This window comes from Mesorhizobium sp. LMG 17147 (assembly GCF_024297145.1).
GTDB lineage: Bacteria > Pseudomonadota > Alphaproteobacteria > Rhizobiales > Rhizobiaceae > Mesorhizobium.
Genome location: NZ_JANCTC010000001.1, coordinates 81,922 through 108,168, shown reverse-complemented (window position 1 = coordinate 108,168; position 26,247 = coordinate 81,922). Strand labels below are relative to the sequence as shown.

Sequence of the window (26,247 nt, the reverse complement as noted above, 5' to 3'; positions counted from 1 at the left end):
TGGTGGCGGATTACCGTCTTTGGCCAGAGGCGCCATCAGTTCCCAGCTTCATCTATACTCGTTTCGACTGCTGCGTCTCGAATTCATTGGAAGCGACCTCTCCGACTTGTCTTGTCACCGCCTCTACCGGTCGGCCGAGAACGAGAATGGCGAGCCGAGGCCCGCGCAGACCGTCTCCGCAATCGGGAACCACAGCTATCGGCCAGCCGTTTACACTGCAAACCCACCTGGCGATCCTCAGAGGCCGGGCCGAGTTCTCCGAGATCCGAAAATTGGAGATTGATCATGACAAGCGCTGCCGACCGCGATCCGCGCCACCACACGCAGAAGATGCAGAAGAAATTGGAGGAGGTGAAACAGCACCTTCGCGAGGACATCGAGAAGGTCGATGAGCCGCAGCTGAAGGCGATGTCCGAGACGTCCGCCGAGGTGATCGGCGGTCTCCAGAAAGCGTTCCAGGACTATGAACAAAAGAATGAACCCGCTTGGCGTTGAACGACTTCTTCGTGAGTAGACCTCGAAGGGATCGCCCTGTGCCCGCACCGCCCGAAATGGATGTCGTTCTCGAAAAGCTGCCGTTGAGGATCGGCGCCTACATACCTGACGACCTGCTGGAGGACTGGTTTGCGCCGGGAACGGGCATGAACCCGGTCAGCAAGGAGGCGCTTGCGGCCGCCAAGAATTACGGTTGGCGCTTCGAATGCGACTTCAAGCACTACCCCGACCGAAAGGAGGGCGTGTTCTGGAAGTGGGTGCCGGCGATCTGACCGTGCTGGACGGCTCATCGTTTTACGGAAACGCAGAACCGGTCTATCTTTTTGACGCAACTCCGGACGGAAAACCGTTTCACACTTTTCCTGGAATTGCTTTAGCCGCCGCCTATCGGCGTCGTCACCTTGCCGGTTCCGCCGCATTCGGGGCAGGTCCGGCCGTCGATCATGCCTGACCCTGCACAGCGGCGGCAAATGTTCTCGCCAGCGCCGGGGACGCCTGCCGGAACCTCGTCCATGTTGGTTTGAGCGGCTTGCCGGGGCTTGCCCTGCAGCTTGTTTCTCAACCGGGCGACCAAGCCTTCGTCGACCTCGAGCGGCTTGCTGCTGTCGTCCGGCAGGCCTTCGCCGGATTGGCCGATGGTTTCATTGCGCGGCCGGTCATTCATGCCTGTCGTGATCTTCTGAGCCATTGCCGTTGCCTTTACGCCTTGCAATTTTTCGAACGCCTCAGCTCCGCGGAGGTTCCGGTTGCGGCCAGCCGCCTTCAGCCGGGTTTTGCCCCTGCCGGCCGGCGGCCGCGGCTGGCGAGGATAGTGGGAAGCGTGACCGGACGAAAATCCCAGCTGTCGACGCCGACGTCATACTGGCACGTGACCGGGGTGAGCCGGCCGTGCGAATGGCCATGCAGGTCGATCGACCTCCGGCCGATCTGGTTCCAGGTGCGAAAAGGATAGTGGCAAAGGATCAGCAGGCTGCCGCCGAGCGTCAGCTCCTTGTAGTGTTGCGTGCTGGTCCAACCCGTCGCGTCAATGGTGGCCGCAGCATCGTTGTTGCCGATGATCAAGTGCTTGCTGCCATGAAGAGACGACAGCAGCGACGACACGAAGGACGCCGAGCCCTTGGCAAAATCGCCGAGGTGCCAGACCTCGTCGTCCGGCCCGACAGTCTCGTTCCAGAACGCAATGAGCGCCCGATCATGCTCCGCCAGCGAGCCGAACGGGCGGCGGTCGATGCGCAAAATGCGCGGGTCGCTGAAATGCGTGTCGGCGGTGAAGTAGATCATGCGCTGGAGCCTGTTTCGAACTGCCGATCTGGGCGCGTGGCGCACCAAGTCCATGTTGCTCTCCCCAATGCTTGCTCAACCCGCTCGATCTTCGGTTGTTCCTGTAAACAGGCCTAGGCGGCTTCCGCTTGTTGGAACTTTAAGAAGGGGGAACTTTAAGAAGGGAGAACTTTAAGAAGGGGAACTGTGAAACGGGGGAACTTTGAAATGAGACGCAGGTTAGAATGCTTGAGGCCGATGCTCTGAAAGGACCTCGACGATGACCGACGCAGCACCCGTTGGGCGAAGCCCGGCTCAAGCGCGGGGCGATATCGACGCCGGGCGCGGAGGGGATAAGACACCGGGAATCGACCCAGCCGCGGCTCCCATGGAAACGGACGCGGAATCGGGCGGCAGCGTTCCGGCAAAGGATCGGTCTGCGCCTCATGAAAAGCCGGAGTTCACCAACCAGGCGAGCTACGCCAATGCGATGCGTCCGCTGAAGGATGAGCCCGACGTCCAACCGAGCAGATATGGGCCAGTGCTGGTGATTGCCGCCATCGTCGTGCTGGCCGCGGCGGTTTTCATCGGCGCAGCCATGCTGCGCTGAATATCGCAGATCCGAGAGCAGTGGCTGGACATTTTGCTTCCGGTCCGAGAATTTGCTGACGCGCCAGGTTGAGGCGCGATCAGTCCGGTGCACGTTGACCACGAACCACCAATTCTTTGCCCGAGACGCCACCACCGTGGCGCGCGACATGATTGGCGCGACGCTGCTTTTGCACGGCGTTGGCGGCATCATCGTCGAGACCGAGGCCTATCGCCCCGATGACCCGGCTTCGCATGCTTTCGGTGGCAGGACGGTGCGCAATGGCGCCATGTTCGGCACCCCGGGCAGCGCGTATGTCTATCGCTCCTATGGCCTGCACTGGTGCCTCAATGCCGTGTGCCTGCCCGGCAGTGCCGTGCTCATCCGCGCAATCGAACCGCAATCCGGGCTGGAGGTTATGCGGGCCAATCGCGGCGTTGACGACCCCCGGCTGCTTTGCTCGGGACCCGGTCGTCTTTGCCAGGCGCTGGCAATCGACAAATTCCATGACGGGCTGCCACTGGACGTGCCGCCATTCGAATTCAGGCAGCCGGGCGACGCCAGCGCCATTCTTACAGGCCGCCGGATCGGCATTTCCAAGGCTATCGATGCCGAGTGGCGGTTCGGGCTGCGCGGCTCGGATTATCTGAGCCGCAAGTTCTGACGCCTGCGGCAGCGGCAGAGCAGCTGCCTGGCATCACTCGTCGGGTTTGCCGAGATGCATGGGTGTCGCCTGCTGGCGGGCTTCCCTGGTCACCTCGTCAGCTCCGGCAGGTGAAATCCCTCGCAACGCCTTCGCGGCTTCGACCAGGCGCCCACGATCATTGCCGAAGCTCTTGATCAGCTGACGGACCTGGTCGGCGGTGATGCCGTTCTGTTGGGCAAAATACTCGACTTCACGGTCGTCTTCCGCAGCAACGCGATCGCGGTCGCGGAAATCCCGCTTGCTCTTATCGTCGGCCATTTTTTCCTCCTGGTGGAGCCTTGCATCAACGGCAACGTGGGCAAGCCGCTTTCGTTGCCGCGACCGGGCGGACTTTTGCGCCGCCGAGCCGACTGACCAGGAACCATGAGGCGAGCAGCCGGTTTGGCTTGGATGCAGCAGCCACCAATTCATACCGATGGAGATTACGATGACGCTCGCAAGCAAAACCACTGCAGTTGCCGCGGCGCTGGCTATGTTGGCCGCGCCGGCATTCGGCCAGACGAGCCCGCCCGCGTCCGCAGCTCCGGCGCCCGGAATGAGCGGGCAGAGCCAGGATGCCATGCGCGATATGATGCGCCAGATGATGACCGAGATGCTGGAGGAGAGAATGCAAGAGGATCGCGCGCCCCGGGCGGAACGGCGTGGTCGCGACCGCTGGCATCACGACTACAGGATGGGCCCGCCTGACCGAGATTGGGAGACGGGAGGCCGCGGTGGCATGGGACGCGGGATGCATGGCGCGAGGATGCGAATGATGTTCGCCATAGTCGATGCCGATGGCGACGGCGCGCTTTCCCAGAGCGAAGTCCAGGATTTCGTCGGGCGGATATTCAACGCCGTCGATGAGGACGGTGACGGCAGCGTCGACATGCAGGAAATCCGGTCCTTCTTCCACGGAGGCGGCGTCGAGGATCAGGAGTAAGTCTCCCACCGGTCGGCAAGGAGGCCTATCCTGGCAGCGCCACCTACGTCGGCCGGGAAGATGAAACGTCGCTGGCAACGGGATACCAGGCTGCCAGCCGGGGAGATCCGTTCCTTGGCTGGCATTCGAACGCCGGCGGACCAATCAGACCAGCAGGGATTCGTTGGCCATGACAGAGAAAATTACGGAGAAAACTCCGACCATCGCCCGTATCTGGCGCGGCAGAACAAGGCCTGAAAAGGCGGATGCCTACGAGAGTTACAATTACGAAGCCGGCATCAAGCCGCTGATCGAGAAGGCCCTGGGCGTGCAGACCTTTCGCGAGGACACGCCCACCCATTCGGAATTCGTGACGATCTCCTATTGGGAAAACGTCGAGGCGATGGCGGCATTCACCGGTGGCGATCCGACAAAAATCCACCATCTGGCGCGGGACGAAGAGTTCCTGATCGAGCTGCCGTCGCGGGTGCAGGTGCTGCGCATCCGCTCCAGTCACGGTCGGCTGGCATAGGGCGCCGCCGCTGCCCAGATCTATGGAATCGCCGTCAAGTCGATTTCGGTAATGTGCCAGCGGCCGAGATTTGCGGTGTAGAGCTTGTCGCCCTTGAAGGCGATGTTGGTGGGATGGGCGAGCGTGGTTGCCGCCGGATCCTCGATCAGCACCTCGAGCCCGCTATTCTGTCGCCAGCGATAGATGCGGCTCGGCTCGTAGCACGAGATGAACAGCGAACCGCCCGGGGCCACGGCGACGCCATCGGGGACGTTGTTCACGCCGTCCACGACGAGCTGGCGAGGTCCTGCCGTGCCGTCGGCACGGATCGGCACATAGCTGACGCAGGCTGCATGGCTTTCCACGACGTAAAGCCCATTGCCATCCGGCGCCAATGCCATGCCGTTGGCGAAGGCCATGGCCTCGCGGCACCACAGGCCGCCTTCGCCGGTCTTCAGATCATAGCGGTAGATACCGGAGCGGTTGTCTTCGCCGAGGCTATCGGAGACATAGAGCCAGCCGCGCGCCTCGTCGACGATCGGATAGTTCGGCACGCGGATGCCGGCCGAAGCGAAGCGTTGCATCTCGGCCACCGCGGCATCCCAGCGAAAGACCGCCGCATGTCTGAGATCGCAAGCAAAGCAGTTGCCTGTGCTATCGAAGGCGATGCCAAGCAGAAAGCCTTCCGTGCCACCCATTAGTTCGACCGAGCTGCCATCGGCGGCCAGCCGCAACAGGTCGCCGGTTTCGGTGCCGCACCAGATCGAGCCGTCGCGATGGATGGCCACGCCTTCAGGATGCGCGACGCGCGGGTTGGTGAAGATGCCGTCGAAGAAGACCTTCGCCGCTGACATTTCGAGCAACGGCTTTGCCATGCGCCGCCCCCTCTTCAGCCTGTTTCGGTATGCGATTGCTGCGCGGCAATACAGCGCTCGACCATCAGCCGGTCGGCCGCGAGTATCTCGGCGATCAGCGCGCCGCGCTCCTTGGCGCTGACGAATTCCAGTCGCCGCAGGCCGAGCGGGTCGATGCGGTTTCGCAGGACATCGAGCGTTTCGTTCGCGGGCAGCGGAACGTTGCGGCAATCGGCAGCGAATATCACAGCAAATCCGGTGGCATCCTGGATCTGCCGGCGGGTCACGCCCGGCATCGTCTCGACGACGACCAATTGCCGGCTCTCCCGGTCGAGCCGAAACACGCAAAGGTCGGTGAACACTAGCGCCGCGCCGGTCCGGTAGCCCATCGGCTCGCGTTCGGCCTGCGTCAACAGTCCGCGCGCCGAGCTGGCGATCTCGACGGCATCGACCAGCGACTGCACGGAATGGCGGGGGACGTAGAGCAGATAATCGCGGTGCATGTTGGCGACATCGGCCATGCCGCCTTGCCCGGGCAGCCGGATGGCGCTGCCATCGCGTTTGCGCAAGGCTATGGTGTTGACGCGGCTGCGTCGATCGACCTGTGCGGCACCGACGATCTCATGCGTCACTGCGCCGGCCTGATAGTAGGTCGAATAGGTGTCGTCGCCGCCGGCATGCGCCACCGCCGTTTCGCAATCGAGGCTTTCGATCAGCGACAGGATCATCGGGCTCGGCGCGATGTCGAGATGGCCGCAACTCATGGTGGCGATGATCATGTCCGGCGCGTGCGTCGCTTTGGCCAACCGATAGGCGACATTGGCCAGCGGCGACACCGCGCCGGCACTGGCAAAGCTGTCGTTGTCGAGTTCGGCGGCGATGCGGGCGGCGATGATCTCGTCGATGGACGCCTGCTTTTCGCCGTGCACGAGCCCGGGCATGGCGAGGACTGTCTCAGCCCGAACTTTTGCAGCGTCTTGAACCCGTTCCGGCACGCCTTCCGAAGGCATGCTCAGGCTGTCCGACAAAGGTATTTCCTTGGCCGCGAACGCCCCCGCCAACGCTTGATAATCCGTCACATAGAAAGGCAGGCAGGAGGCGGGATAGGCGCCGCCCGGCGCCAGCGCTATGGCCGACACCTGATTGCGGGTCAAAATGCTCTGCCGGCCGTCATGCCGCAGCGCCCCGACCGGGACAATTTCCTCAACCGTGACCAGCACCTGGCGCGCCGCGCCGGCCATGGCGAAATCCAGCGCCCGCGGCCCGATGATCTGGACATTGCCGCTCTCGTCGGCGCGCTGGGCATGGACGACGAACGTGTCGAGCCGCAAGGCCGGGATGAATCCGATCTCGGTTCTGGCAATGGGATCTGGCACGGCGATCGCGCCCGGCACGCGCGCCAGCATGTCCGAGCCCTCGGGAAGCTGAAACAGCATCGACGGCAGGTTCTGCTGCGCCGCCCGCAGCGCCTGGATCATGGCCAGCGCCGTCCAGTCGCGGACCGGCACGGCATTGGTCTCGGCGGCCGCGCGGAAGCGCGGCGGCAAGCCAAAAATGTCGAGGCTGGAAAAGCAGATGTCGATCTCCGCCACGGCATCCGCTTCGAGGAGCAGTTCGAGCGGCAGGCCGCCGGCCCAGCAGACATAGCGTAGGCCCTTGACGCCCGAGCGGGCGATGGCGCGCAGCAGGGCGATCGGCAGCCGGGCAAAATGATGCCCGCCGACGCCGAAGACATCGCCGCCGCCGACCATCGCCGCCAGGCTCTCGACATCGGTGAAGCGCGGCCGGTTCGGCTTGACCAGGGATGTCATTGCCCAGCCTTCGCCCGCGCGGCACTTTTTTTGGCGAACGCCTTCACCCGCTGCTGGCCGATCTCGCTACGATAAAGCCGGCCCAGTACGTCGCGCTCCAGGGCAAGGCCTTCCGCCAAGTCGCCCGACACGGCGTGCGCTGTCAGCGCCTTCAATGCCGCGATCGCGGCAGCCGGTTCGGCGGCTATCATGCCGGCGAGTTCCAGCGCCCGCGGCATCAGCTTTTCGGCGTCGACGATCTCGTTGACCAGCCCGGCGGCGACGAACTCGGAGGCCGGCACGATGGCGCCGGTCATCAGCAAAAGGTTGGCGCGGTTGCGGCCGAGCTTTTGGACGCTGCGCTGCGTGCCGCCGCCGCCTGGGACCAGCCCTAGCTTGATCTCGGGCAGGCCGAGCTTTGCGAACTGGTTGGCGATGACGATGTCGCAACACAGCACCAGCTCCATGCCGCCGCCGAGCGCAAAACCATTGACCGCGGCGATGACCGGCTTGCGGTTCTGCTCGATCGCCGCATACATGCGCGTGCCGGCGGTCTGGAAGACGTCGAACTCGGCAGCTGTCTGGGCGGCGTATTCCTTGATGTCGGCGCCGGCCATGAAGCCGCGCCCCTCGCCGGTCACCACGGTCGCGCCGATCCCGTCATCCCTTGACAGCGCCTCGAAAACATCGGTGATCTCGCTTTGCATCAGCCGGTTCATTGCGTTGAGCTGATCGGCGCGCCGGAAGGTGACGACTGCGACGCGCCCGGATATTTCCATGCTGAGTGTCTGGTACACGCTCATCGTCAGACAGCATCCACGGTCATGTCGCCGGACGCCTCAAGTGCTGCAATCTCGCCGCTGGAGAGACCGAACTCGGCCAGTATCTCGCGGCCATGCTGGCCGACCAGCGGCGCCGGCCGCTCTATGGTAGGCGGCGTCTCGCTCATCTTGACCGCCGGTGCGACCACCCTGACCTTACCGCCGCGCGGATGATCGTAACTGGTGATCATGCCCAAGTGCTTGACCTGCGGGTCCTCGGCTGCGCGCCTTATGTCCTTCACCTCGGCACACCAGATGTCGGCTGCCAGCAGCCGCGCCAGCAGGTCCTGCGTGGCAAACTTCCTGGTTTCGGCGTTGACCTTGTCGAACACCTCGTCGCGCTTGTCGAACAGCGTCTTGAGATCGTCATAGACAGCAAGCTGCGGCGCCTCCAGCACTTCATACAGCGTCTTGAACGGGCTCATGGCGATCGACACATAGCCACCGTCCTTCGCTTCGTAGATACCGAACGGCGCCTGCATGCCGGGGTGGCCGATGCCTGAATTCGGGCGCACGAAATCCTCGCCGAGATTGAGCACGGCGACATATTCCTGATTGAGGTGCGCCAGCATCCCGGCCAGCAGATTGACCTCGATCTTCTGGCCCTTGCCGGTCTTCTCGCGATAGTAGAGCGCCGACAATATGCCGTAGACCATGTTCATGGCGCCGATCTGGTCGGCGAGGCCGGCACCGGCCGGAACAGGAGCCTGATCGCCGCGGCCGGTGTTGGAGATCAGCCCGGACAGCCCCTGGATCAGCATGTCCTGACCGGGACGCTCGACATAGGGGCCTTCCTCGCCATAGCCGGAGCCAGAGCAATAGATGATGGCGGGGTTGACCGCCTTGAAATCCTCGTAGCCATAGCCGAGCCTGGCGAGCACGCCGGGGCGGAAATTCTGCACCACCACATCCGCCTTCTTGGCCATGTCCATGATGATGGCATGCACCTTGCGGCTTTTCAGGTTGAGCGCGATGGAGCGCTTGTTGCGGTTCCAGGCGAGGAAATTCGGGCTTTCGCAGCCGCCGACCCATTTGGCGAAGAAGGTCATGCCGCGGAACATGTCGCCGGCGCCTGAACGCTCGATCTTGATTACGTCGGCGCCCATGTCGCCGAGCAGCTGCGTGGCGAACGGCCCCTGCAGCAGATGGCTGAAATCGAGGATGCGGACGCCTTCGAGGGCCTTGTTCATTTTTGTCTCATTGGTTGTCAAAGCAGGTCGGGTACGTAGCGGGGTGCCGCGGTGAGGCCGCCGTCGACGCGCAGGTCGGTACCGGTGGTGAAGCCGGCGGCGTCGGAGGCGAGATAGACGGCGGCTTCTGCCACTTCGGACGGTTTGCCGATGCGACCGAGCGGATGCATTTTCACCCAGGCCTTGGCGAGATTGCCGCCGATCTCCTTGATCAGTTTGTCGTTCATCGGCGTGTTGATGGTTCCGGGCGAGATCGAGTTGACGCGGATGTTGAGCGGGCCGAACTCGACCGCCATCTGACGCGTCATCGCCATCACCGCGCCCTTGGCGCCGGCATAGGCGGTCCAGCCGTCGAGCCCGATATGCCCTTGCGCCGAGGCCATGTTGATGATCGAGCCGGATTTCTGCGCGATCATGTGCGGCAGCGCATATTTGCAGCCGCGGAACACGCTGGTCAGGTTGACTGCGATCAGCCGGTGCCACTGCTCGTCGGTCATCTCATGGACCGGCATGCCGCCGATGGCGATGGCGGCATTGTTGACCAGAATGTCGAGATGGCCGGTCTTGCCGACGGCGCCGTCTATCAGGGCGGCGATGTCGGCCTCCTCTGCCACGTCGCAATGGATGTAGTCGGCGCGGTGGCCGGCGGCGCGCAGCTCGGCTGCGAATTTTTCGCCCTTCTCATCATCGATGTCGCCGAGGAAGACGTGCGCGCCCTCACGCGCCATTGCCTCGCTGATCGCATGACCGATGCCGTCGGCGGCGCCGGTGACGATTGCGGTTTTCCCTTTGAGACGATCCATGTCAGACTCCAATGGCGCGCCGGCGCTTCGCTTCGTCGAAAGCGACAGCGGCTATGATGATCATGCCGGTGATGACCAATTGCCACTCGGTCGGCAGGCCGAGCCCGCGCAGCCCGTTGGACAGGAACTGCAGGATCAGCACGCCGAGCGCCATGCCGGTCAGGCTGCCGATGCCGCCGGCAAGGCTCACCCCGCCGAGCACGGTGGCGGCGACGACCTGGAACTCGAAATTCAGCCCGGCCGTATGCTGCGCCGAGCCGACGCGGGCGCCCAGGATAATGCCGGCTACCGTTGCCAGCAGCGCGCTGATGATGAAGCAGATGAATTTGACGCGGCGCACGTCGTAGCCGGCCAGCCGTGCCACTTCGGGATTGCCGCCGACGGCATAGATCTGCCGCCCGAACGGCCGGTGCTGCATCACGTAGGCGAAGACGGCGAGCAGAACGATGGCAATGATAGCCGAATAGGGAACGACGTTGAACAGGCGACCGTCCGACAGCGCGATGAAGCTGTCGAGCGCTGCATCGTCGGGGATGGCGCGCTGGCCGGTGTAGAGGTAGACACCGCCGCGCATGATGAACATCGTGCCCAGGGTCACGATCAGCGAGTTGATGCCGGCATAGGCCGTCAGATAACCATTCACAACGCCGATGATCAGCCCGAACAGCAACGCGCCGCTGATGCCGAGCACAAGCGAGTTGGTGTCGTTCATGATGATGATCAGCGGCAGCGCGATGGTCGCCAGCAGCGAGCCGATCGAGATGTCGACCTCGCCGGAGATGAAGACGATGGCGCAGCCGATGCCGGCCGTCAGCGCTAGCGAAGCTTGACCGAGCACATTGGTGATGTTGCGCACGGAGAAGAAATTCTCAGCGGTGAAGGAAAAGAACGCGATCACCAGGATGAGGCAGAGGAGCAATGCCACTTCCTGCCGTGCGACGAGCCGCGCCAGCATGGACGGCCCAGATTTCGTGGTGTCGGTGCTTGCCAGGCTCATCACTTGGTCCCTTTGCGAAGCGTCATCGTCTTAGCCGATCGCCGCATTGAGGATATTCTCCTGCGTGGCCTCGTCGCGGGACATGATAGCGGTGAGGCGGCCTTCGCACATCACCGCGATGCGGTCGGCAAGCCCCAGCAGCTCGGGCATTTCGGACGTCATCATGACGACCGCCAGGCCTTCGCCGGCGAGCCGGTCGATGAGCGCAAAAATTTCCGACTTGGCGCCGACGTCGATGCCGCGGGTCGGTTCGTCGACGACGATCACCTTGAGACCGCGCATCAGCCAGCGCGAGATCAGCACTTTCTGCTGATTGCCGCCCGACAGGTTCTTGACCTGCTGGAACAAGCTCGGCGTCCTGATGCGGAAGCGGTCGACATAGTCCTGCACCGCTTTGCGTTCGCTTGCCTTATCGACGAAGCCCATCCTGGCGAAGGCGCCGAGCGAGGCGAGGCTGGCATTCTGGTAGACCGGCAGTTCGCCCATCAGCCCTTCGCTCTTGCGGTCTTCGGTGAGCAGGCCGATGCCGAGCCGGACGCCGGTGTGCGTGTCGTGCGGCAGCAGCGGGCTGCCATCGACCGAAATCGTGCCGGAGGTGATCGGATCGAAGCCGACAATCGCCTTGGCGAGCTCGGTCCGGCCCGCCCCCATCAAGCCGAAGAAGCCGAGGACTTCGCCGGCATGCGCTTCGAACGACACGTCCTTCAGCTTTTTCGCCGTGCTAAGTCCTTGCACGGAAAGGGCGACCTTGCTGCCTGGTGCACCGCGCTTGCGCGGGAACAGGTTTTCGATGCGCCGGCCGATCATGTCCTGGATCAGCGTATCGTTGGTGTGCTCGCTGATCGGCCTGGTCGAGACGTGACGGCCGTCGCGCAGTACGGTCACGGTGTCGGCGATCTCGAAGACCTCGTCGAGCTTGTGGCTGACATAGAGCACGGCGATGCCGAGCGCGGCCAGCCGGCGGATGACGGTGAACAGCAGCGAGACCTCGTTCGGCGTCAGCGAGGAGGTCGGCTCGTCCATCACCACGACGCGTGCTTCATGGACGAGTGCGCGGGCGATCTCGACCATCTGCTGCTGGCTGACCGGCAGCGATCCCGTGCGCGCTGCCGGGTCGACGTTGAAGCCGATACGCCTGAACAGAGCGGCCGCATCGGCACGGATCTTCTTCCAGTCGATCGAGCCGCCTTTGCCGGTCGGATAGCCTTCGAGGAAGATGTTCTCGGCGACGCTGAATTCGGCGATCAGCGCGATCTCCTGGAACACCACCTTGATACCCTCTTTCAGGCTGTCGCGCGGCGACTTGATGTCGGCCTCGCGGCCGCGCAGCCGGATGTTGCCGGCATCCTTGCCGTATACCCCGGCCATGATCTTGATCAGCGTCGACTTGCCGGCGCCGTTCTCGCCCATCAGTGCATGGATCTTGCCGGGTTCCAGGGTCAGGTCGACATTGTCCAGCGCCACCACGCCCGGAAAACGCTTGCCGATGCCGCGCATCTCCAGCGCCGGCACGCTTTTGTCGACAGCCACGGTTTCGTCGGGGTGAAGGAAATCAACCGACATTGGCTCTGTTCCGCACGATGTCGAGATAGGTCGCCAGGATGATGACGATGCCGGGCACCACCATCTGCAGATCCTGGTTCCAGCCGAGGATGATGATGCCGTTGTCGATGACCTTCAGCACCAGCACGCCCAGCAACGTGCCAAGCAGCGAGCCGCGGCCGCCCAGCAGGCTGGTGCCGCCGAGGATGACCGCGGCAATAACCGTCAGCTCGAAGCCACGGCCGGCGGTCGGCTGGCCGGCATTCATCAGCGACGACAGGATCATGCCGGCAATGCCGACGCAGAGGCCGGTGACGACGAAGGCGAAGAGTTTCAAGCGTTGCGAGCGCACGCCGGAGAGACGAACCGCGCGCTCGTTGGCGCCGACAGCGTAGAGATAACGGCCGAGCGTGGTGAAGCGCAGCGTTGCCGCGGCCAGCGCGAAAATCACCGCGGCAACGACCACGGGCAGCGGGATCGCGCCGATGTAACCGGCGCCGAGATCGGTGAAGCCGGCAAGTCGGTGGTGGTTCTGCACCGCCTCGCGGGTGAACAGATAGACGCCGCCCTGCAGCATCATCATGGTGCCGATGGTGGCGATCAGCGAGTTCACCTTGAGCATGGTGACGACCAGCCCGTTGAACAGACCGACCGCGCCTGAAAAGGCGAGTGCCGCCAGCAGGCCGAGCGTCAGGCTGTGTGTTGAATTGAGCACGGCCATGCCGATACAGCCGACAAAAGCTAGCGATGCACCGACCGACAGGTCGACTTCCGCGGTGATGATCAGCATCGTCATGCCGGAGGCAACGATCAGCACCAGCGCGCATTGGCGCAGGATGGCGATGATGTTGGCCTCGGAATAGAATTGCGGCGCCGCAATCGAAATGGCGATGCAGAGCACGGCCAGGATCACGCCGAGCACCAGCTGGCTGCTGCCCAGCAGCTGGCCGCCGATGAAACGCCTTGGCGCAGAGGATTGCGTAAGCTCGCTCATGTCCATTTCACTCCGAGCCCGTATCGGTGCCGTCGCCGTTTCGAAGCCTGCCGGCCAAAACAGGACGGTTGCCCTGTTTTGCCGTCGGCATATCTGATCCGCTGCCCTTCCCGCCGTGCGGGAAGGGCTACCCGGAATCCTTACTTCTTCAGATCGGCGGAAGTTTTCATGCATTTTTCCGGTGGCTGAAGCGCATTGACGGCATCCCATTTGATTTTGCGTGTGGTGCCATCGTAGTCGTAGAACTTCTTCCAGTCGTCACCGTTCATCGGCGCGGTCGGGCTGACGATGTGTTCCGGCACCTCTTCGCCGTTGAAGAGCTTAACCGCTGCATCGATGGCGGTGTAGCCTTCCTTTTCCGGGAACATCGCGGCCTCGATCCGGTAGGACGGCTCGTTCTGCATCGCATTGATGAAGGCGAGGCCTTCGCCGCCGGTGCCGACAGTCAACAGGCTATCCTGCGGCTTGCCGGCCGCTTTCCAGGCCTGAAGGCCGCCGAGCGAGGAGGAATCGTTGATGCCGTAGATGATGTTGATGTCGGCGTTCTTGGCAAGAGCCGCCGAAGAGACTTCGAGTGCGCGATCGGGATTGCCGCCGCCGTCGAGGTCGTGGACCATGACCGCGTCGGGGATGATGGTCTTCAGGCCGTCCATGAAACCCTGCGACCGCAGCACGGTGGCGGACAGCAGCGGCAGGCCGACATTCATCACCTTGGCTTTGCCTTCGAGCTTTTCCTTGGCGTATTTGCCGGCTTCGACGCCGGCGGTGTAGCCGGTGTCGTAGTCGCAGATCGCGACCATTGTGCTCATGCCCTTGACCGGATTGCCTTCGAGCACGACCGGAACGTTGTTGGATTTCGCCTGGCGCAGCAGCGGCACGACGCCTTCCTCGTTGACGGGCGTGATGATCAGGACGTCGACGCCCTTGGCCATGAAATCTTCGGCGGCGGAGACCTCCTTGGCGACGTCCAGATTGGCGTCCTGCACCTCGAGCTCGATACCGAGTTCCTTGGCGCGGGCCTGCATACCCTTGATGACGTTCTGATACCACTCATGCGTGGCGTAGTTGGTGACGTAGCCGATGCGCTTCGGCATGTTTTCGGCCTGTGCCGCGGCGGCGCTCAGAGCCAGCACGGCCGCCGAGGCAAACAGCATCGATTTGGACCAGTTCATGTTTCTTCTCCCTGTATTTCTTGTCAGTTGCTGAACGGATAGTCCCGCCGTTCCGGGTCGGCACGTGAAGAGGCGGCAGCTTCGCCCGCGCCCAGCGCCGCCGATATCGTCTCGGCCGCCGCCTTAGTCCGCTCAAAGACGGTGCTGCGATCGAAGCGCGCGGCCTTCTGCGGCAGGAACGGGACGGTGAGCGCGGCAATGACCGCGCCGGTATGGTCGCGCACCGGCGTCGAGATGTTGATGCAGCCCTCGACAGCCAGCGAGGCGCGCATTTCATAGCCGAGCCTTGCGACTTCGTTCAGCCGCGCTTCGATTTCCGCCCGGCTGCCTTGGCCTTCGCCTGCAGCGACGATCCGCTCGACGATGCGGTCGCGCTCGGCGCGGCTAGAATGCGCCAGCAGCACCGCGCCGGAACTCGTTTCGAGGATCGGGAAATGCGAGCCAAGGGCAACCGAATAACGCATCGGCAAAGGCGAATCGATCTGCAGCACGACCAGTGCGCTCTCGCCTTCGCGGACGACGAGATGGCAGCTCTGGTCGGCATTGGCGGCCAAGCCGCGCATCACCGGCAGCGCGCATTCGACCAGGCGGTTCACCGGGGGATGCATATGCGCCAGTTCGAACAGCTTCAGCGACAGGCGGAAGCGGTCCGATTGCGTCCGGAAAATGTAGCCGCGCTTCTCCAGCAGCAGCAGGATGCGGTAGATCTCGTGAATGGAGCGCCCCATTCCGGTGGCGATCTCGGTCTGGGTCAGCGGCTCGCCGCTGGCAGCCATGAATTCCAGTATGTCGAGCGCCTTCTCCACAGCGGGCACGCGGTAGCCGTTGCGGCCGCTTTCGCCTTCGTCGACGATCTGGGCAATATCGGTGGCCATTACGCGACGCTCCGTTGCGGCTGGCCATGCCTGGTCTCGCGATAGAGCCGGTTCAGCCGGTCCGCGAGCTCCGCCGCCGGCAATTCGCCGGTGATGGCGGCCGCGGCGTGAGGGGCGCATTGGCGGAAGAAGCTGATGAAGCCCGGATGGGTCGGGCGCAGATAGGAAGCTTCGATCGTCGCCAGCGTCGAGGCGAAGAAGCCGCCTGAGAGAGCGTTGACCTCGGCATCCTGCCACGCCGCCAGCGATCCCGGCTGTCCGCCGGATTTCACGTAGTCGCCGCGCTGATAGCCGGGCGAGCACAGAAACAGCGCGTAATCGACGGCTGCCTGCTTGTGTTTCGATTGAGCGCTGACGCCGATGCCGGCGCCGCCGAGCAAGGCGCCGGCGGATCGCGGCGTCGGCACGTCGGCGAAGCGCAGATACGGCCTGTCTGCCCTGGAGGCGTAGTTCACATAGCCGAAGGCGAACGGCACGTAGACCACGTCGTCATGCGCGATCATATGATCGTAGCAGCGGATCGGGTTCCATTTCGGCGAGTTCGGGTGCGACAGCGCCGCAAGCTGGCGCAACTGGCCGACGGCCTGCTCGATTTTTTCCCCAGCAATGAACTCGTCGCCGTCTTCGCGGGGCTCACCGAGCGTCAAAAGCAGGCACATGGCGTCAGTCGGCACCAACGGCAGCCCAAGCCATTTGCCGTCCTTCAAGGCGCGCCGGCCGAGCTCCAGCACCTCATCATGGCTGCGCGGCAGCGGTCCGTAGCGCTCCAGGAGATCAGGGCGATACGAGGCAACCTGGCAGGCAGCATCGATTGGCAACGCCCATTGGCGCCCGTCCCTCGCGTAGGATTGCCAGGATGCGCCGACCGAATCCCGTTCGAAGCCGCGGCGCTGCTCAGCCGACAAATCGAACGGCACCATCAGCCCGCCTTCGGCAATATCGCCGATGAACGGATGATCGAACACGACAAGATCATAGGCGCCGAGCACGGGACCAAGCGCGCCCTCGCCGAACTCATAGAGGCTGCGGCGGTCCCATTCGATCTCAAGACCGGGATTGGCGGCGCAATACGGCCCGATGCTGGCCTCGAGCGGACCCCAGCAGCGTCGGTGATCCCACGCGAGGCCGCGCAGTCTTCTCATGCCGAAATTCCTCCCAGAGCCGGCCATGCGCCGGCCCAGCCGATTAGTAGCAACTATTTTCACCTACACAAGTATTTTTTACATACGCAAAGCCGAACTCGTTTCCGGTTTGGCAGAAAGCCGCCCAGCCGCCCCTGGTTCGCATCGCGTTGCCGCCCTGCGCTGCAACCAAAGGCTGCGGTGGATGTGGGTTTTTGGGAACTTTCGCGACGAACATTCGTTCGGTTGGCGCAGCCCTCCAGAGCAGCATCACTGAAATCAGCAGCCACGTCGCAGGGAGCGGACTAAATGGACCAACTATGGGCGCGGCCATGAACCGGTTTGCCGCCTTGGCATTCGCCACGTTTCTGGCGATAACTTCGATCTGGGTACTGTTTCTGGTTTCTTAGGGATTTGGTTCTGGTTTCTTAGGATTTGGCTCTGGTTGCTTGGGATTTGCCGCCGGTTTTTAGGATTTGGAGGGTTCTCGACAGGTCGACCGCTTAACGATGACATCCGCCGCATGTGGTTCTGCCGCCGGAGCCCCGTGCGTGAAGAAACTGTCGCCAGGAGCATACCGGCGCGCACATTCGGGGTTGGCAGCCACGCTGCCTGCAACGTTCCAATCGGTTTTCAGGACACGGCGAGATCTCATGTTGCTGAGGGCGATCGTTCGAAATTGTGCGGCCATCCGTGTTGGCCGCATCGGCGCGACGATGCTGCTTGCCGCTCTGCTTGCCGGCTGCCAGGGCGGCGTACTCGACCCGCAAGGACCAGTCGGCGCCGCGCAGCGGACGATCCTGCTCAATTCGGTCGCCATCATGCTGGCCATCGTCATCCCGACGATCCTGGCGACGCTCGGTTTTGCCTGGTGGTTCCGGGAAACCAACACAAGGGCGCGGTATCTGCCGGAATGGGCCTATTCCGGGCGCATCGAACTGGTGGTCTGGTCGATCCCCATCCTCGTCATCCTGTTTCTGAGCGGCATCATCTGGATCGGGTCGCATGACCTCGATCCAATGAAGCCGCTGGATTCCCAGCAAAAGCCGCTCGAGGTGCAGGTCGTGTCGCTCGACTGGAAATGGCTGTTCATCTACCCCGAGCAGAATGTCGCGAGCATCAACCAGCTTGTGGTGCCGGCGGGCAGGCCGGTGCATTTCTCGCTCACCTCGGCAAGCGTGATGAATGCGTTCTTCGTGCCTCAGCTCGGCGGCATGATCTACACGATGAACGGCATGACGACGCAGCTTCACCTGCAGGCGGATCAGCCCGGCGAATTCTATGGGCGGTCGGCCCATTTCAGCGGCGACGGTTTTCCAGGTATGCAATTCGTGCTGCATGCCGTCGCAGCGGATGCCTTCGACGCGTTCGTCAATTCGGCGCGAAGCCGGGGACAGGCACTCGACAAGGCCAGCTACCACGAACTAGCCAGACAGAGCATCGACGTGCCACCTTCAACCTATCGCTCGGTCGAGCCGGACCTTTTCCATGAAATCGCGACGCAGGGCGTTCCGCCCGCGCCCGGTCCCCAGGCCGATCGCCCCGAGCCGGGCGTATCGCCCAAGACAGGAGGCTGACAATGCTCGGAAAATTGAGCTGGGACGTCATTCCGTTCGATCAGCCTCTGCCGATGATCGCCTCGGCGGTCGTCGCCCTGACAATCCTCGGCGTGCTGGCCTGGGTCTTCCTGGCCGGCCATTTTCCCTATCTGTGGCGCGAATGGATCACCAGCGTCGATCACAAGCGGATTGGCGTGATGTACACGCTGCTGGCGCTGCTGATGCTGCTGCGCGGCTTCAGCGACGCCGTCATGATGCGGTCCCAGCAGGCCCTCGCCTTCCAGGCGCCCGGCTATCTGCCGCCCGACCACTTCAATCAGGTCTTTTCTGCCCACGGCACCATCATGATCTTTTTCGGGGCGATGCCGTTCGTCATCGGCCTGATGAACCTGGTCGTGCCGCTGCAGCTCGGCGTCCGCGACGTTGCCTTTCCAACGCTCAACTCGGTGAGTTTGTGGCTCACCGCCACCGGCGCGCTGCTGGTCAACATCTCGCTGGTGATCGGCGAGTTCGCGCGCACCGGATGGCTGCCCTATCCGCCGCTCAGCGAGACCGCCTACTCGCCGGGCGTCGGTGTCGATTACTATCTGTGGGCGGTGCAGATAGCGGGTGTCGGAACGCTGCTCACCGGCATCAATTTCGTCACCACGATCCTGAAGATGCGGGCGCCCGGCATGAGTTACCTCAGGATGTCGATGTTCTGCTGGACTTCACTCGCCGCCAGCCTGCTCATCGTCGCCGCGTTCCCGATCCTCACAGCCACGCTCGCGATGCTGACGCTCGACCGCTATTTCGGCTTTCATTTCTTCACCAACGAAGCCGGCGGCAACATGCTGATGTTCGTGAACCTGATCTGGGCCTGGGGCCATCCCGAGGTTTACATCCTCGTCCTGCCGGCGTTCGGCATCTTCTCGGAGGTCATCTCCACCTTCTCCAGCAAGCCGCTGTTCGGCTACCGCTCGATGGTGGCCGCGACACTGTTCATCTGCATCGTTTCCTTCATGGTGTGGCTGCACCACTTCTTCACCATGGGCGCCGGCGCCGACGTCAACGCTGCGTTCGGCATCGCCACCAGCATCATCGCTGTCGGTACCGGCGTGAAGATCTACAACTGGATGTTCACCATGTATGGCGGCCGCATCCGCTTCGCGACCCCAATGCTGTGGTCGCTGGGCTTCATGGTGACGTTCGTCATCGGCGGCATGACGGGCGTGTTGCTGGCGGTGCCGCCGGCCGATTTCCTGCTCCACAACAGCCTGTTCCTGGTGGCGCATTTCCATAACGTCATCATCGGCGGCGTGCTGTTCGGCGCCTTCGCGGGATATACCTACTGGTTTCCCAAGGCATTCGGTTTCCGGCTGCACGAGGGCTGGGGCAAGCTGGCCTTCTGGCTGACGCTGATCGGGTTCTATGCTACCTTCGTGCCGCTCTACGCCGTCGGCCTGCTCGGCATGACCCGCCGCATGCAGCATTTCGACGTGCCGGCCTGGTATCCCTGGGTGCTGGTTGCCGGCGCCGGCATGATCATCACCACCGCCGGCGTGGTCGCGCAGATCATACAGCTCGTCGTCAGCATCCGGCAGCGTGCGGCGCTTCGAGATTCCACAGGGGATCCCTGGGACGGGCGCTCGCTGGAATGGGCCACGCCCTCGCCGCCGCCGGTCTTCAACTTCGCCGCGCTTCCGCACGTCGAGGGCGAAGAGCCCTACTGGAGCATCAAGCAGCGGGCACGCGAGCAAAACCGCCTGCGCGACGAGCCTGAATACGAGCCGATCGAGATGCCGCGCAACAGTCCCACCGGGTTCATCTGCGCCTTCTTTGCGACCGTGATGGGTTTCGCTCTCATCTGGCACATCTGGTGGATGGTGGCACTCGGCGCGCTCGGTGCTTTCGCTACCTTCGTCGTATTCGCATGGCGCGACAAACCCGAATACGTCATTTCTGCCGCCGAAGTCGCCCGGATCGACCGCGCCAACCGAAGCGCGCGCCGCGAGGCACTGGCTACCTACACGGGGCCAAGGCCATGACCGCGATGGACGTTCGAGAGCGTGACCCTTACCGTATCCATGGCGGGCACGGCCATGCACTCGGCGGCCCGGCCCCGATCCGGATCGTCGTCGGCTATGGCTTCTGGATCTTCCTTCTGAGCGACATCGTGATGTTCTCCGCCTTCTTCGCGGCCTATGCCGTGCTGGCGGGCAAGACGGCGGGCGGACCAAGCGGGGCCGAGCTGTTCAACTTGCGCAACGTCGCGATCGAGACGGCCGCTTTGCTGTTGTCGAGCTTTACCTGCGGTCTCGCCGGCCTTGCCGTGACAGCGCGGCGAAGCTCCTGGTTCTATGTCGCGATGACTGTCACCTTCGTGCTCGGCGCCAGCTTCATCCTGCTCGAGTTGCGCGAGTTCGTGCATATGGTTGCCAGTGGTGCCGGACCGACGCGCAGCGCTTTCCTGTCGGCGTTCTTCACGCTGGTGGGATGCCATGGCCTTCACGTCACGGCGGGGCTGCTGTGGCTGCTCACGATGATGGCGCAGATCTTCGCCAAGGGATTCCGCGACGATATTCTTCGGCGTTTCATGTGCTTCAGCCTGTTCTGGCACGCCCTCGACATCATCTGGGTCGCGCTGTTCACCGTGGTCTATCTCCTGGGAGCAAGTCGATGAGCAATGCGGATGATCGCCACGCGCAACGGCGCGACACCCATGACCTGGAGCGCTACGACATCGATACGGCGCCGGGTGACGAATACCTCGGCGACACCGACGTCGGATCCGGGCTACGTGGCTATGTGATCGGCCTCGGGCTGGCAACGCTGCTGACGATCGCCTCGTTCTGGTTGCCCGGAACCGACCTGGTATGGGCACCCGGCGTTCCGGTGGCGCTGGTCGTGCTGGCGATCGCCCAGATGGGCGTGCATCTCGTCTTCTTCCTGCACATCACGACGGGACCGGACAACACCAACAACGCCCTGGCGCTTGCCTTCGGCGTGCTGATCGTAGTTCTGGTGATCGGCGGCTCGATCTGGATCATGGCCAATCTCGACAAAAATTTGATGCCGATGAACGCGATCATGAACATGAACCGCTGATTTAGCGATTATTCCGGCCATCGGCCGCAGTTCATGCGACAGCGAACTCCGGTCTCAAGCCCGTTCGAATGTGCCGACGAGGTCGGCGTCTCCCAGGACGTGTGGGGCGGCCTCCTTCAGCACGTTGTCCACCGCAGCCTTCTCGCCGGGACGCAGCGTCTCGACGTCGACCGCAAGAAGCTCCGGGCAGCCACCCGGTCAAACCCGCAGCCGGCCGTTGGCCGGAACATTCGCCGCGCCAACGGGTTTTTTGGTTCGGACGCATTGCCGCGGAAACGGCAATGGGCTCGGCAATGGACGAAGGGCGCGACATGACCGGGCTAAGCGGTAGGCAACCAAGCGGGGCGAAAGGTGTTGTGGTCGCATTCTCCGCGCCGGGTGGCGAGACCATCTATGCCCACGAACGGGAAACCGTCGCTGCCGTCGCGCGCACGATTGCAGCGTTGAAGGGATTTTCCTTCCGCGAGGGCCTGCGTGAAGGTGGCGGTGACAGCGGCGGGTTGTATTTCGTGCCGGACGACAGCCTGCTTGCTGCCGGTGCGGTTCAACTGGGCATAAACGGGCCCGACGATCTCTTCGGCGGGGTGGTGCCCTGGCGCTTCGCAACCACCAAGGCCATAACCCACGAGCTGGTGGACGGATCGGCGGCACGGCCAAAAGAATGGCACGCCGGCTTCGGCAGCGCCGTCGCCGCGGCCGTACTGCCCGGCTACACCGCATTTTCACGCCACGACGCGCTGCGCGCAGCGCAACGTCTGCTGGAGCTCGGGCTGGTCCGGTTCAAGCCACCGCGCGCTTCGCGGGGCCGCGACCAGCACACCGCCACGACGGTCGGCGATGTCGAAAGGCTGCTGGACCAATATCCGTCGTCTGACCTAAGCGAATACGGCCTTGTTCTTGAAACGCAGCTTCGCGACATCGTTACGCTGAGCGTTGGCAGAACCATGATCGACGAATTGTCGATCAGCTATTACGGCACCCAGCGGACGACGACCGACAACGACGGACGGCCCGTTTACGGCGGATCCGATCTGGTTGTCGTGCGCGGCGGATGGGAGGCGCTGGGTGAGCTGCGATTATCTCCGGCGCTGGGTTTGGCCGTGGCGCAGGCGAGAACCTATGACGCAGCGATGGATGGTTATCCCGGATTCTTCGCCTCGCGACGCAACTACGACATCGGCCAAGGTGTCGATTCCTCGGGCATCTGGCGATCGGGTGTGCTGGAAGCCAGCTGGCGGATCGGTGGCAGCAGCAGCGCCGAGCTGGCAGCGATGGACGCCATGACGCGCGATCCCGACATCCAGATCGTGCATGTCTCCGCCGTCAAGCAGTTCGGCAGCACTGCGCGGCTGCCGCCGAACGCGGCAATTCATTTCCACGGGGAGGACCCGGAGGAGGGTCAAATCACGCGTTATACCGTCGTCACCCAGGCGATCCGAGGGCCGATCGGAGAAGCCGGCCGATTCTAGCCATGCAGGTTGAAGTCAAGCACGCCTCCGGCAGGGAACATCCACCAATGGCCCGAGTTTGTTTCGGGCAGGCAGCAAGTCAGAAAAGGCCCGGGCCCTGGGTGGCGGGCGTGCAATAGCGGCCTTGCCTGCCGGAGTGGTTACGGAAATGGCCATGCCAACCGTTTACGACAAACGACAGGATCCGGAAGGCCTCTGGGAGGTCTATGACAGCGAGAGCGACGAAGCCGTCGTGGTCGATGGCTTGCCGCTTTCCGGTCTCGACGAAAGCGAAGCCGATGAAGCGATTGAAAAGCTCAATCGCGGCGAGCTGACGTCGGACAACATCCCCGAGACAGCTCGGTCAGGGTGGCCTCCGACCAAGGATGGATTGTGATGACGGCCTGACGGACGTCACCGAGGCGATCTGTCGCGGATCTACGACGAGGCCTTGACCCCGAGCTTGCGGGCCTTGTCCTCGAAGTCGTCACGAATGTCCTCGATCGTCGGCAGATGCAGTCGCCGCAGCTGGGCGTGCAACTTTTTGGCAGCGTCGGAATTCAGGTCGCGCCTGAAGTTGGTCGCGACCTCCTCGGCCGAGCCGTAACGGCGATAGCGCTCAATCTCGGTCTTCGTGGCCTGCTGGACGTGTTCGAGCGTCTTGCGCTCGGCATCGGATTTTCCGCCCGGTTTGGCCCGCATGACCGGGTTGAAGGCTTTGCTGATAACGAATTCGACCAGTTCCTGCTGGGCGTGAGCCATGATTGTTCTCCCTCGAAGGAGGCCTGTCCGGGCCTAGAACGGTTCGTCTGTTCCTGGAAACGCTGAACTGCTCTATCCTTTTGCTCTGACGCAATTCCGAACGGAAAACCGTTCCACACTTTGACTGGAACTGCTCTAACCGCGGCGGCAATTGAAGATTCCTTGGCGGATTTCGTTACCGCTGCAGGTCAAGCGCAGTTCCTCGAAGTCACAGCCGAGCCTTGGTGGTGCGTGGCGTTGCCAGGAGCAGGCTTGTTTCGCTGCCGGTAATTCCGGGGATCAGGCGGATACGTCTCAGCACCGCGTCGAACTCGCTCAGGGTCTGGGTTCCGAGTTCTATCACCAGATCCCAGCGGCCATTGGTGGTGTGGATGGTCGAGACCTCGGAGAAGCCACCCAGCGCCCGAATGACGCGATCGGCGGCGTGGCCTTCGATCTCGATCATCATGATGCCACGCACGCGCTGATCGACCGCGTCGGCGCGCAGAATGACGGTGTAGCCGACGATGACGCCGTCCCTTTCAAGTCGCTCGATCCGGGACCTTACCGTTGCCCGGGAGACACCCAGGCCGACGGCAAGATCGGAAATGCTGCGCCGGGCGTCGTGCCGCAGAGAGGTGATGATCTGCTCGTCGAGCTGGCCCATGATTGCTCACAACGGAAGTAGATGATGCCACTATGGTAAGGCATTTCGACAAATTTGCCAATTTGACATGTTCATTCTGCCAGCGATGCGGGCTTCAATAAAGGCATCGTAATTGGCGGGGTATGAGAATGCATTGCACGATCGTGGGCGCACCGATCCAGGCCGGCTCAGGCCGCATGGGCTGCGAGATGGGGCCGAGTGCGCTGCGCACGGCCGGCCTGGCCACCGCACTGGCCGAGCTCGGCCATACGCTGACCGACCTCGGAACGATCGTCCCTGCCGATATGCGTCCCGTCGTACACGGCAACGCGGCGGTGAAGGCGCTGCCGGAAATAGCCGCCTGGACGGCAGCAATCAGCGAAACGGCCTATGCCGCGAGCGCCGATGCGATGCCGATCTTTCTCGGCGGCGACCACAGCATTTCGGCCGGTACGCTCGCCGGCATTGCCCGCCGGGCGGCGAATGCCGGCCGGCCGCTCTTCGTGCTGTGGCTCGATGCGCACCCCGATTTTCATACGCTCGACACTACCACCAGCGGCAATTTGCATGGTGTGCCGCTGGCCTATGCCAGCGGGCAGCCCGGCTTCGAGGGCTATTTCCCCCGCCTTGCAGCGCAGGTGGACCCGGCTCGCATATGCGCGCTGGGGATCCGCAGCGTGGACCTGGCGGAAAGGGAAGCGTTGCGCAGAGCCGGCGTGACGGTCCATGACATGCGTTCGATCGACGAGCACGGCATTGCGCAACTGCTTCGCGCCTTTCTCGAACGGGTGAGCGCCGCCAACGGCATGCTGCACGTCAGCCTCGACGTCGATTTTCTCGACCCGTCGATCGCCCCGGCGGTCGGCACCACCGTTCCCGGCGGCGCCACCTTCCGCGAGGCGCATCTGGCGATGGAAATGCTGCATGACAGCGGTCTCGTCACCAGTCTCGACCTGGTCGAGCTCAACCCTTTTCTCGACGAACGCGGCCGCACCGCCACGCTTCTGGTCGACCTGACCGCGAGCCTGATGGGCCGGCGGATCATGGATCGCCCGACGAGGGGGTTCTGAGCCATGACCGTCAATTTGAACATCGTCCCGTTCGTCAGCGTCGACCGCATGATGAAGCTCGTGCTTGCCATCGGCACCGAGCGCTTCGTGCTCGAGCTTGCCACCTATATCGAAGAGGATTTCAGGCGCTGGGAGCTGTTCGACAAGACGCCGCGCATCGCCTCGCACAGCGTTGACGGCGTGATCGAGCTGATGCCGACCAGCGACGGGCAGCTCTACGGGTTCAAATACGTCAACGGGCATCCGAAGAACACGCGTGACGGCCGCCAGACCGTGACCGCTTTCGGCGTGCTTGCCGATGTCGGCAACGGCTATCCGATGCTGCTTTCGGAAATGACCATCCTGACGGCGCTCAGAACCGCCGCAAGCTCGGCTGTCGCAGCGAAATACCTCGCTCCCGAGGCTGCCAGGTGCATGGCGATCATCGGCAATGGCGCGCAATCGGAATTCCAGGCGATTGCGTTCAAGGCGCTGCTTGGCGTCGACAGGCTGCGTCTCTACGATATCGACCCGGCGGCCTCGGCGAAATGTATGAAGAACCTTGCCGGCATGGGTTTCGACATCAAGCTCTGCGCGTCGGCGCAGGAAGCCGTCGAAGGTGCAGAGATCATCACCACGGTCACCGCCGACAAGCGGTCGGCAACAATCCTGACCGACAACATGGTTGGATCCGGCGTGCACATCAACGCGGTGGGCGGGGACTGCCCGGGCAAGACCGAGCTGCATCGCGACATACTGCTGCGCTCGGACATTTTCGTCGAATATCCGCCGCAGACGCGCATCGAAGGCGAGAGCCAGCAGCTCGATGCGGATCACCCGCTCACCGAATTGTGGCAGGTGATGACAGGAAAGGCAGTAGGCCGGACGGACGCCCGACAGATCACATTGTTTGACTCCGTCGGCTTTGCGATCGAGGATTTTTCCGCGCTGCGCTACGTCCGCGATCAGCTGCAGCGGACCGGCCTTTACGAGGAACTAGACCTTCTGGCCGATCCCGATGAGCCGCGCGACCTGTTTGGCATGCTGCTGCGCGCCGAAAAAGCGACCGGGCTGGCGGTTGCCGGCAGCTGAGCTG

The 26,247-nt window shown here is 63.1% G+C and carries 30 protein-coding genes; 14 read left to right on the top strand and 16 right to left on the bottom strand.

The annotated features are described in order from the left end of the window. Positions 1 to 285: 285 nt before the first annotated feature. Positions 286 to 495 (top strand): hypothetical protein, encoded by a 210-nt coding sequence (locus NMG46_RS00550; RefSeq protein WP_254815812.1) that lies wholly within the window; start codon positions 286 to 288, stop codon positions 493 to 495. Between the two features lie 38 nt (positions 496 to 533). Next, positions 534 to 767, top strand: a complete 234-nt coding sequence (locus tag NMG46_RS00545; protein WP_254815811.1) for a hypothetical protein — start codon at positions 534 to 536, stop codon at positions 765 to 767. A 101-nt stretch (positions 768 to 868) separates the two neighbouring features. Here NMG46_RS00545 and NMG46_RS00540 read toward each other — a convergent pair whose 3' ends face one another. Together NMG46_RS00540 and NMG46_RS00535 are read right to left on the bottom strand one after the other, a co-directional pair. Further along, a complete protein-coding gene (locus NMG46_RS00540) occupies positions 869 to 1,183 on the bottom strand; it encodes a hypothetical protein (protein ID WP_254816401.1) in 315 nt (104 codons plus the stop codon). 74 nt (positions 1,184 to 1,257) lie between these two features. Continuing rightward, on the bottom strand, positions 1,258 to 1,776 hold the full coding sequence (locus NMG46_RS00535; protein WP_254815810.1) for a metallophosphoesterase: 519 nt from the start codon (positions 1,774 to 1,776) through the stop codon (positions 1,258 to 1,260). 259 nt (positions 1,777 to 2,035) lie between these two features. On the opposite strand from NMG46_RS00535, the gene NMG46_RS00530 reads away from it, so the two are divergent. Further along, positions 2,036 to 2,365: a hypothetical protein gene (locus tag NMG46_RS00530; protein ID WP_254815809.1), complete on the top strand. Its 330-nt coding sequence runs from the start codon at positions 2,036 to 2,038 to the stop codon at positions 2,363 to 2,365. A 94-nt stretch (positions 2,366 to 2,459) separates the two neighbouring features. Beyond that, positions 2,460 to 3,008: a DNA-3-methyladenine glycosylase gene (locus tag NMG46_RS00525; protein ID WP_302893448.1), complete on the top strand. Its 549-nt coding sequence runs from the start codon at positions 2,460 to 2,462 to the stop codon at positions 3,006 to 3,008. Positions 3,009 to 3,041: 33 nt separating this feature from the next. On the opposite strand, the gene NMG46_RS00520 is transcribed toward NMG46_RS00525, so the two are convergent. After that, positions 3,042 to 3,308 carry a DUF3606 domain-containing protein gene (locus NMG46_RS00520; protein ID WP_352701054.1) on the bottom strand — a complete coding sequence of 89 codons (267 nt, stop codon included), beginning with the start codon at positions 3,306 to 3,308 and terminating at the stop codon, positions 3,042 to 3,044. A 169-nt stretch (positions 3,309 to 3,477) separates the two neighbouring features. Here NMG46_RS00520 and NMG46_RS00515 point away from each other — a divergent pair, with 169 nt between their 5' ends. Both NMG46_RS00515 and NMG46_RS00510 read left to right on the top strand, forming a co-directional pair. Then, positions 3,478 to 3,972, top strand: coding sequence for an EF-hand domain-containing protein (locus NMG46_RS00515; RefSeq protein ID WP_254815808.1), 495 nt, complete (start codon positions 3,478 to 3,480; stop codon positions 3,970 to 3,972). 169 nt (positions 3,973 to 4,141) lie between these two features. Next, the gene (locus tag NMG46_RS00510) at positions 4,142 to 4,483 is read left to right on the top strand and encodes an antibiotic biosynthesis monooxygenase (protein WP_254815807.1); all 342 of its coding nucleotides are present in this window, start codon (positions 4,142 to 4,144) and stop codon (positions 4,481 to 4,483) included. 20 nt (positions 4,484 to 4,503) lie between these two features. Here NMG46_RS00510 and NMG46_RS00505 read toward each other — a convergent pair whose 3' ends face one another. The 11 genes from NMG46_RS00505 to NMG46_RS00455 form a co-directional block, all read right to left on the bottom strand. Continuing rightward, a complete protein-coding gene (locus NMG46_RS00505) occupies positions 4,504 to 5,337 on the bottom strand; it encodes an SMP-30/gluconolactonase/LRE family protein (RefSeq protein ID WP_254815806.1) in 834 nt (277 codons plus the stop codon). A 14-nt stretch (positions 5,338 to 5,351) separates the two neighbouring features. Continuing rightward, positions 5,352 to 7,127, bottom strand: a complete 1,776-nt coding sequence (locus tag NMG46_RS00500; RefSeq protein ID WP_254815805.1) for a CoA-transferase — start codon at positions 7,125 to 7,127, stop codon at positions 5,352 to 5,354. Beyond that, the gene (locus tag NMG46_RS00495; protein ID WP_254815804.1) at positions 7,124 to 7,909 is read right to left on the bottom strand and encodes an enoyl-CoA hydratase/isomerase family protein; all 786 of its coding nucleotides are present in this window, start codon (positions 7,907 to 7,909) and stop codon (positions 7,124 to 7,126) included. Before NMG46_RS00495 ends, NMG46_RS00500 begins: the two co-directional genes overlap by 4 nt. A 2-nt stretch (positions 7,910 to 7,911) precedes the next feature. Then, a complete protein-coding gene (locus NMG46_RS00490; RefSeq protein ID WP_254815803.1) occupies positions 7,912 to 9,117 on the bottom strand; it encodes a CaiB/BaiF CoA-transferase family protein in 1,206 nt (401 codons plus the stop codon). Positions 9,118 to 9,134: 17 nt separating this feature from the next. Further along, positions 9,135 to 9,920 (bottom strand): SDR family NAD(P)-dependent oxidoreductase, encoded by a 786-nt coding sequence (locus NMG46_RS00485; RefSeq protein ID WP_254815802.1) that lies wholly within the window; start codon positions 9,918 to 9,920, stop codon positions 9,135 to 9,137. A gap of 1 nt (position 9,921) precedes the next feature. Further along, positions 9,922 to 10,917, bottom strand: coding sequence for an ABC transporter permease (locus NMG46_RS00480; protein ID WP_254815801.1), 996 nt, complete (start codon positions 10,915 to 10,917; stop codon positions 9,922 to 9,924). Between the two features lie 30 nt (positions 10,918 to 10,947). After that, entirely contained in the window at positions 10,948 to 12,480 is a 1,533-nt protein-coding gene (locus NMG46_RS00475; protein ID WP_254815800.1) for a sugar ABC transporter ATP-binding protein, read from the bottom strand. Beyond that, positions 12,470 to 13,453, bottom strand: coding sequence for an ABC transporter permease (locus tag NMG46_RS00470; RefSeq protein WP_254815799.1), 984 nt, complete (start codon positions 13,451 to 13,453; stop codon positions 12,470 to 12,472). The genes NMG46_RS00475 and NMG46_RS00470 overlap by 11 nt, the downstream gene beginning before the upstream one ends. A gap of 140 nt (positions 13,454 to 13,593) precedes the next feature. Then, on the bottom strand, positions 13,594 to 14,625 hold the full coding sequence (locus NMG46_RS00465; RefSeq protein WP_254815798.1) for a sugar ABC transporter substrate-binding protein: 1,032 nt from the start codon (positions 14,623 to 14,625) through the stop codon (positions 13,594 to 13,596). A gap of 23 nt (positions 14,626 to 14,648) precedes the next feature. Next, positions 14,649 to 15,500, bottom strand: a complete 852-nt coding sequence (locus tag NMG46_RS00460) for an IclR family transcriptional regulator (protein WP_254815797.1) — start codon at positions 15,498 to 15,500, stop codon at positions 14,649 to 14,651. Continuing rightward, positions 15,500 to 16,642 (bottom strand): ABC transporter substrate-binding protein, encoded by a 1,143-nt coding sequence (locus NMG46_RS00455; RefSeq protein ID WP_254815796.1) that lies wholly within the window; start codon positions 16,640 to 16,642, stop codon positions 15,500 to 15,502. The genes NMG46_RS00460 and NMG46_RS00455 overlap by 1 nt, the downstream gene beginning before the upstream one ends. Before the next feature lie 632 nt (positions 16,643 to 17,274). Between NMG46_RS00455 and cyoA the strand changes: the two genes are divergently transcribed. From cyoA to NMG46_RS00425, 6 genes are all read left to right on the top strand, one after another. Then, positions 17,275 to 18,198 (top strand): ubiquinol oxidase subunit II, encoded by a 924-nt coding sequence (cyoA, locus tag NMG46_RS00450; RefSeq protein WP_302893446.1) that lies wholly within the window; start codon positions 17,275 to 17,277, stop codon positions 18,196 to 18,198. Between the two features lie 2 nt (positions 18,199 to 18,200). Then, on the top strand, positions 18,201 to 20,207 hold the full coding sequence (cyoB, locus tag NMG46_RS00445) for a cytochrome o ubiquinol oxidase subunit I (RefSeq protein ID WP_254815795.1): 2,007 nt from the start codon (positions 18,201 to 18,203) through the stop codon (positions 20,205 to 20,207). A 5-nt stretch (positions 20,208 to 20,212) separates the two neighbouring features. Continuing rightward, positions 20,213 to 20,842, top strand: coding sequence for a cytochrome o ubiquinol oxidase subunit III (gene cyoC / locus NMG46_RS00440; protein ID WP_254816355.1), 630 nt, complete (start codon positions 20,213 to 20,215; stop codon positions 20,840 to 20,842). Further along, a complete protein-coding gene (cyoD, locus tag NMG46_RS00435) occupies positions 20,839 to 21,267 on the top strand; it encodes a cytochrome o ubiquinol oxidase subunit IV (protein WP_254815794.1) in 429 nt (142 codons plus the stop codon). The genes cyoC and cyoD overlap by 4 nt, the downstream gene beginning before the upstream one ends. Positions 21,268 to 21,560: 293 nt before the next feature. Further along, a complete protein-coding gene (locus NMG46_RS00430; protein ID WP_254815793.1) occupies positions 21,561 to 22,736 on the top strand; it encodes a DUF3182 family protein in 1,176 nt (391 codons plus the stop codon). 154 nt (positions 22,737 to 22,890) lie between these two features. Continuing rightward, positions 22,891 to 23,112, top strand: a complete 222-nt coding sequence (locus tag NMG46_RS00425; protein ID WP_254815792.1) for a hypothetical protein — start codon at positions 22,891 to 22,893, stop codon at positions 23,110 to 23,112. A gap of 41 nt (positions 23,113 to 23,153) precedes the next feature. Here the strand turns inward: NMG46_RS00425 and NMG46_RS00420 are convergent, their stop codons facing one another. Together NMG46_RS00420 and NMG46_RS00415 are read right to left on the bottom strand one after the other, a co-directional pair. After that, complete coding sequence (locus NMG46_RS00420) at positions 23,154 to 23,477, bottom strand: hypothetical protein (RefSeq protein ID WP_254815791.1); 324 nt, start codon at positions 23,475 to 23,477, stop codon at positions 23,154 to 23,156. Positions 23,478 to 23,685: 208 nt separating this feature from the next. Then, positions 23,686 to 24,123: an Lrp/AsnC family transcriptional regulator gene (locus NMG46_RS00415; protein WP_254815790.1), complete on the bottom strand. Its 438-nt coding sequence runs from the start codon at positions 24,121 to 24,123 to the stop codon at positions 23,686 to 23,688. A gap of 128 nt (positions 24,124 to 24,251) precedes the next feature. Here NMG46_RS00415 and rocF point away from each other — a divergent pair, with 128 nt between their 5' ends. Both rocF and NMG46_RS00405 read left to right on the top strand, forming a co-directional pair. Beyond that, positions 24,252 to 25,172 carry an arginase gene (gene rocF, locus NMG46_RS00410; protein WP_254815789.1) on the top strand — a complete coding sequence of 307 codons (921 nt, stop codon included), beginning with the start codon at positions 24,252 to 24,254 and terminating at the stop codon, positions 25,170 to 25,172. 3 nt (positions 25,173 to 25,175) lie between these two features. Further along, complete coding sequence (locus tag NMG46_RS00405) at positions 25,176 to 26,243, top strand: ornithine cyclodeaminase (protein WP_254815788.1); 1,068 nt, start codon at positions 25,176 to 25,178, stop codon at positions 26,241 to 26,243. Positions 26,244 to 26,247: the final 4 nt, after the last annotated feature.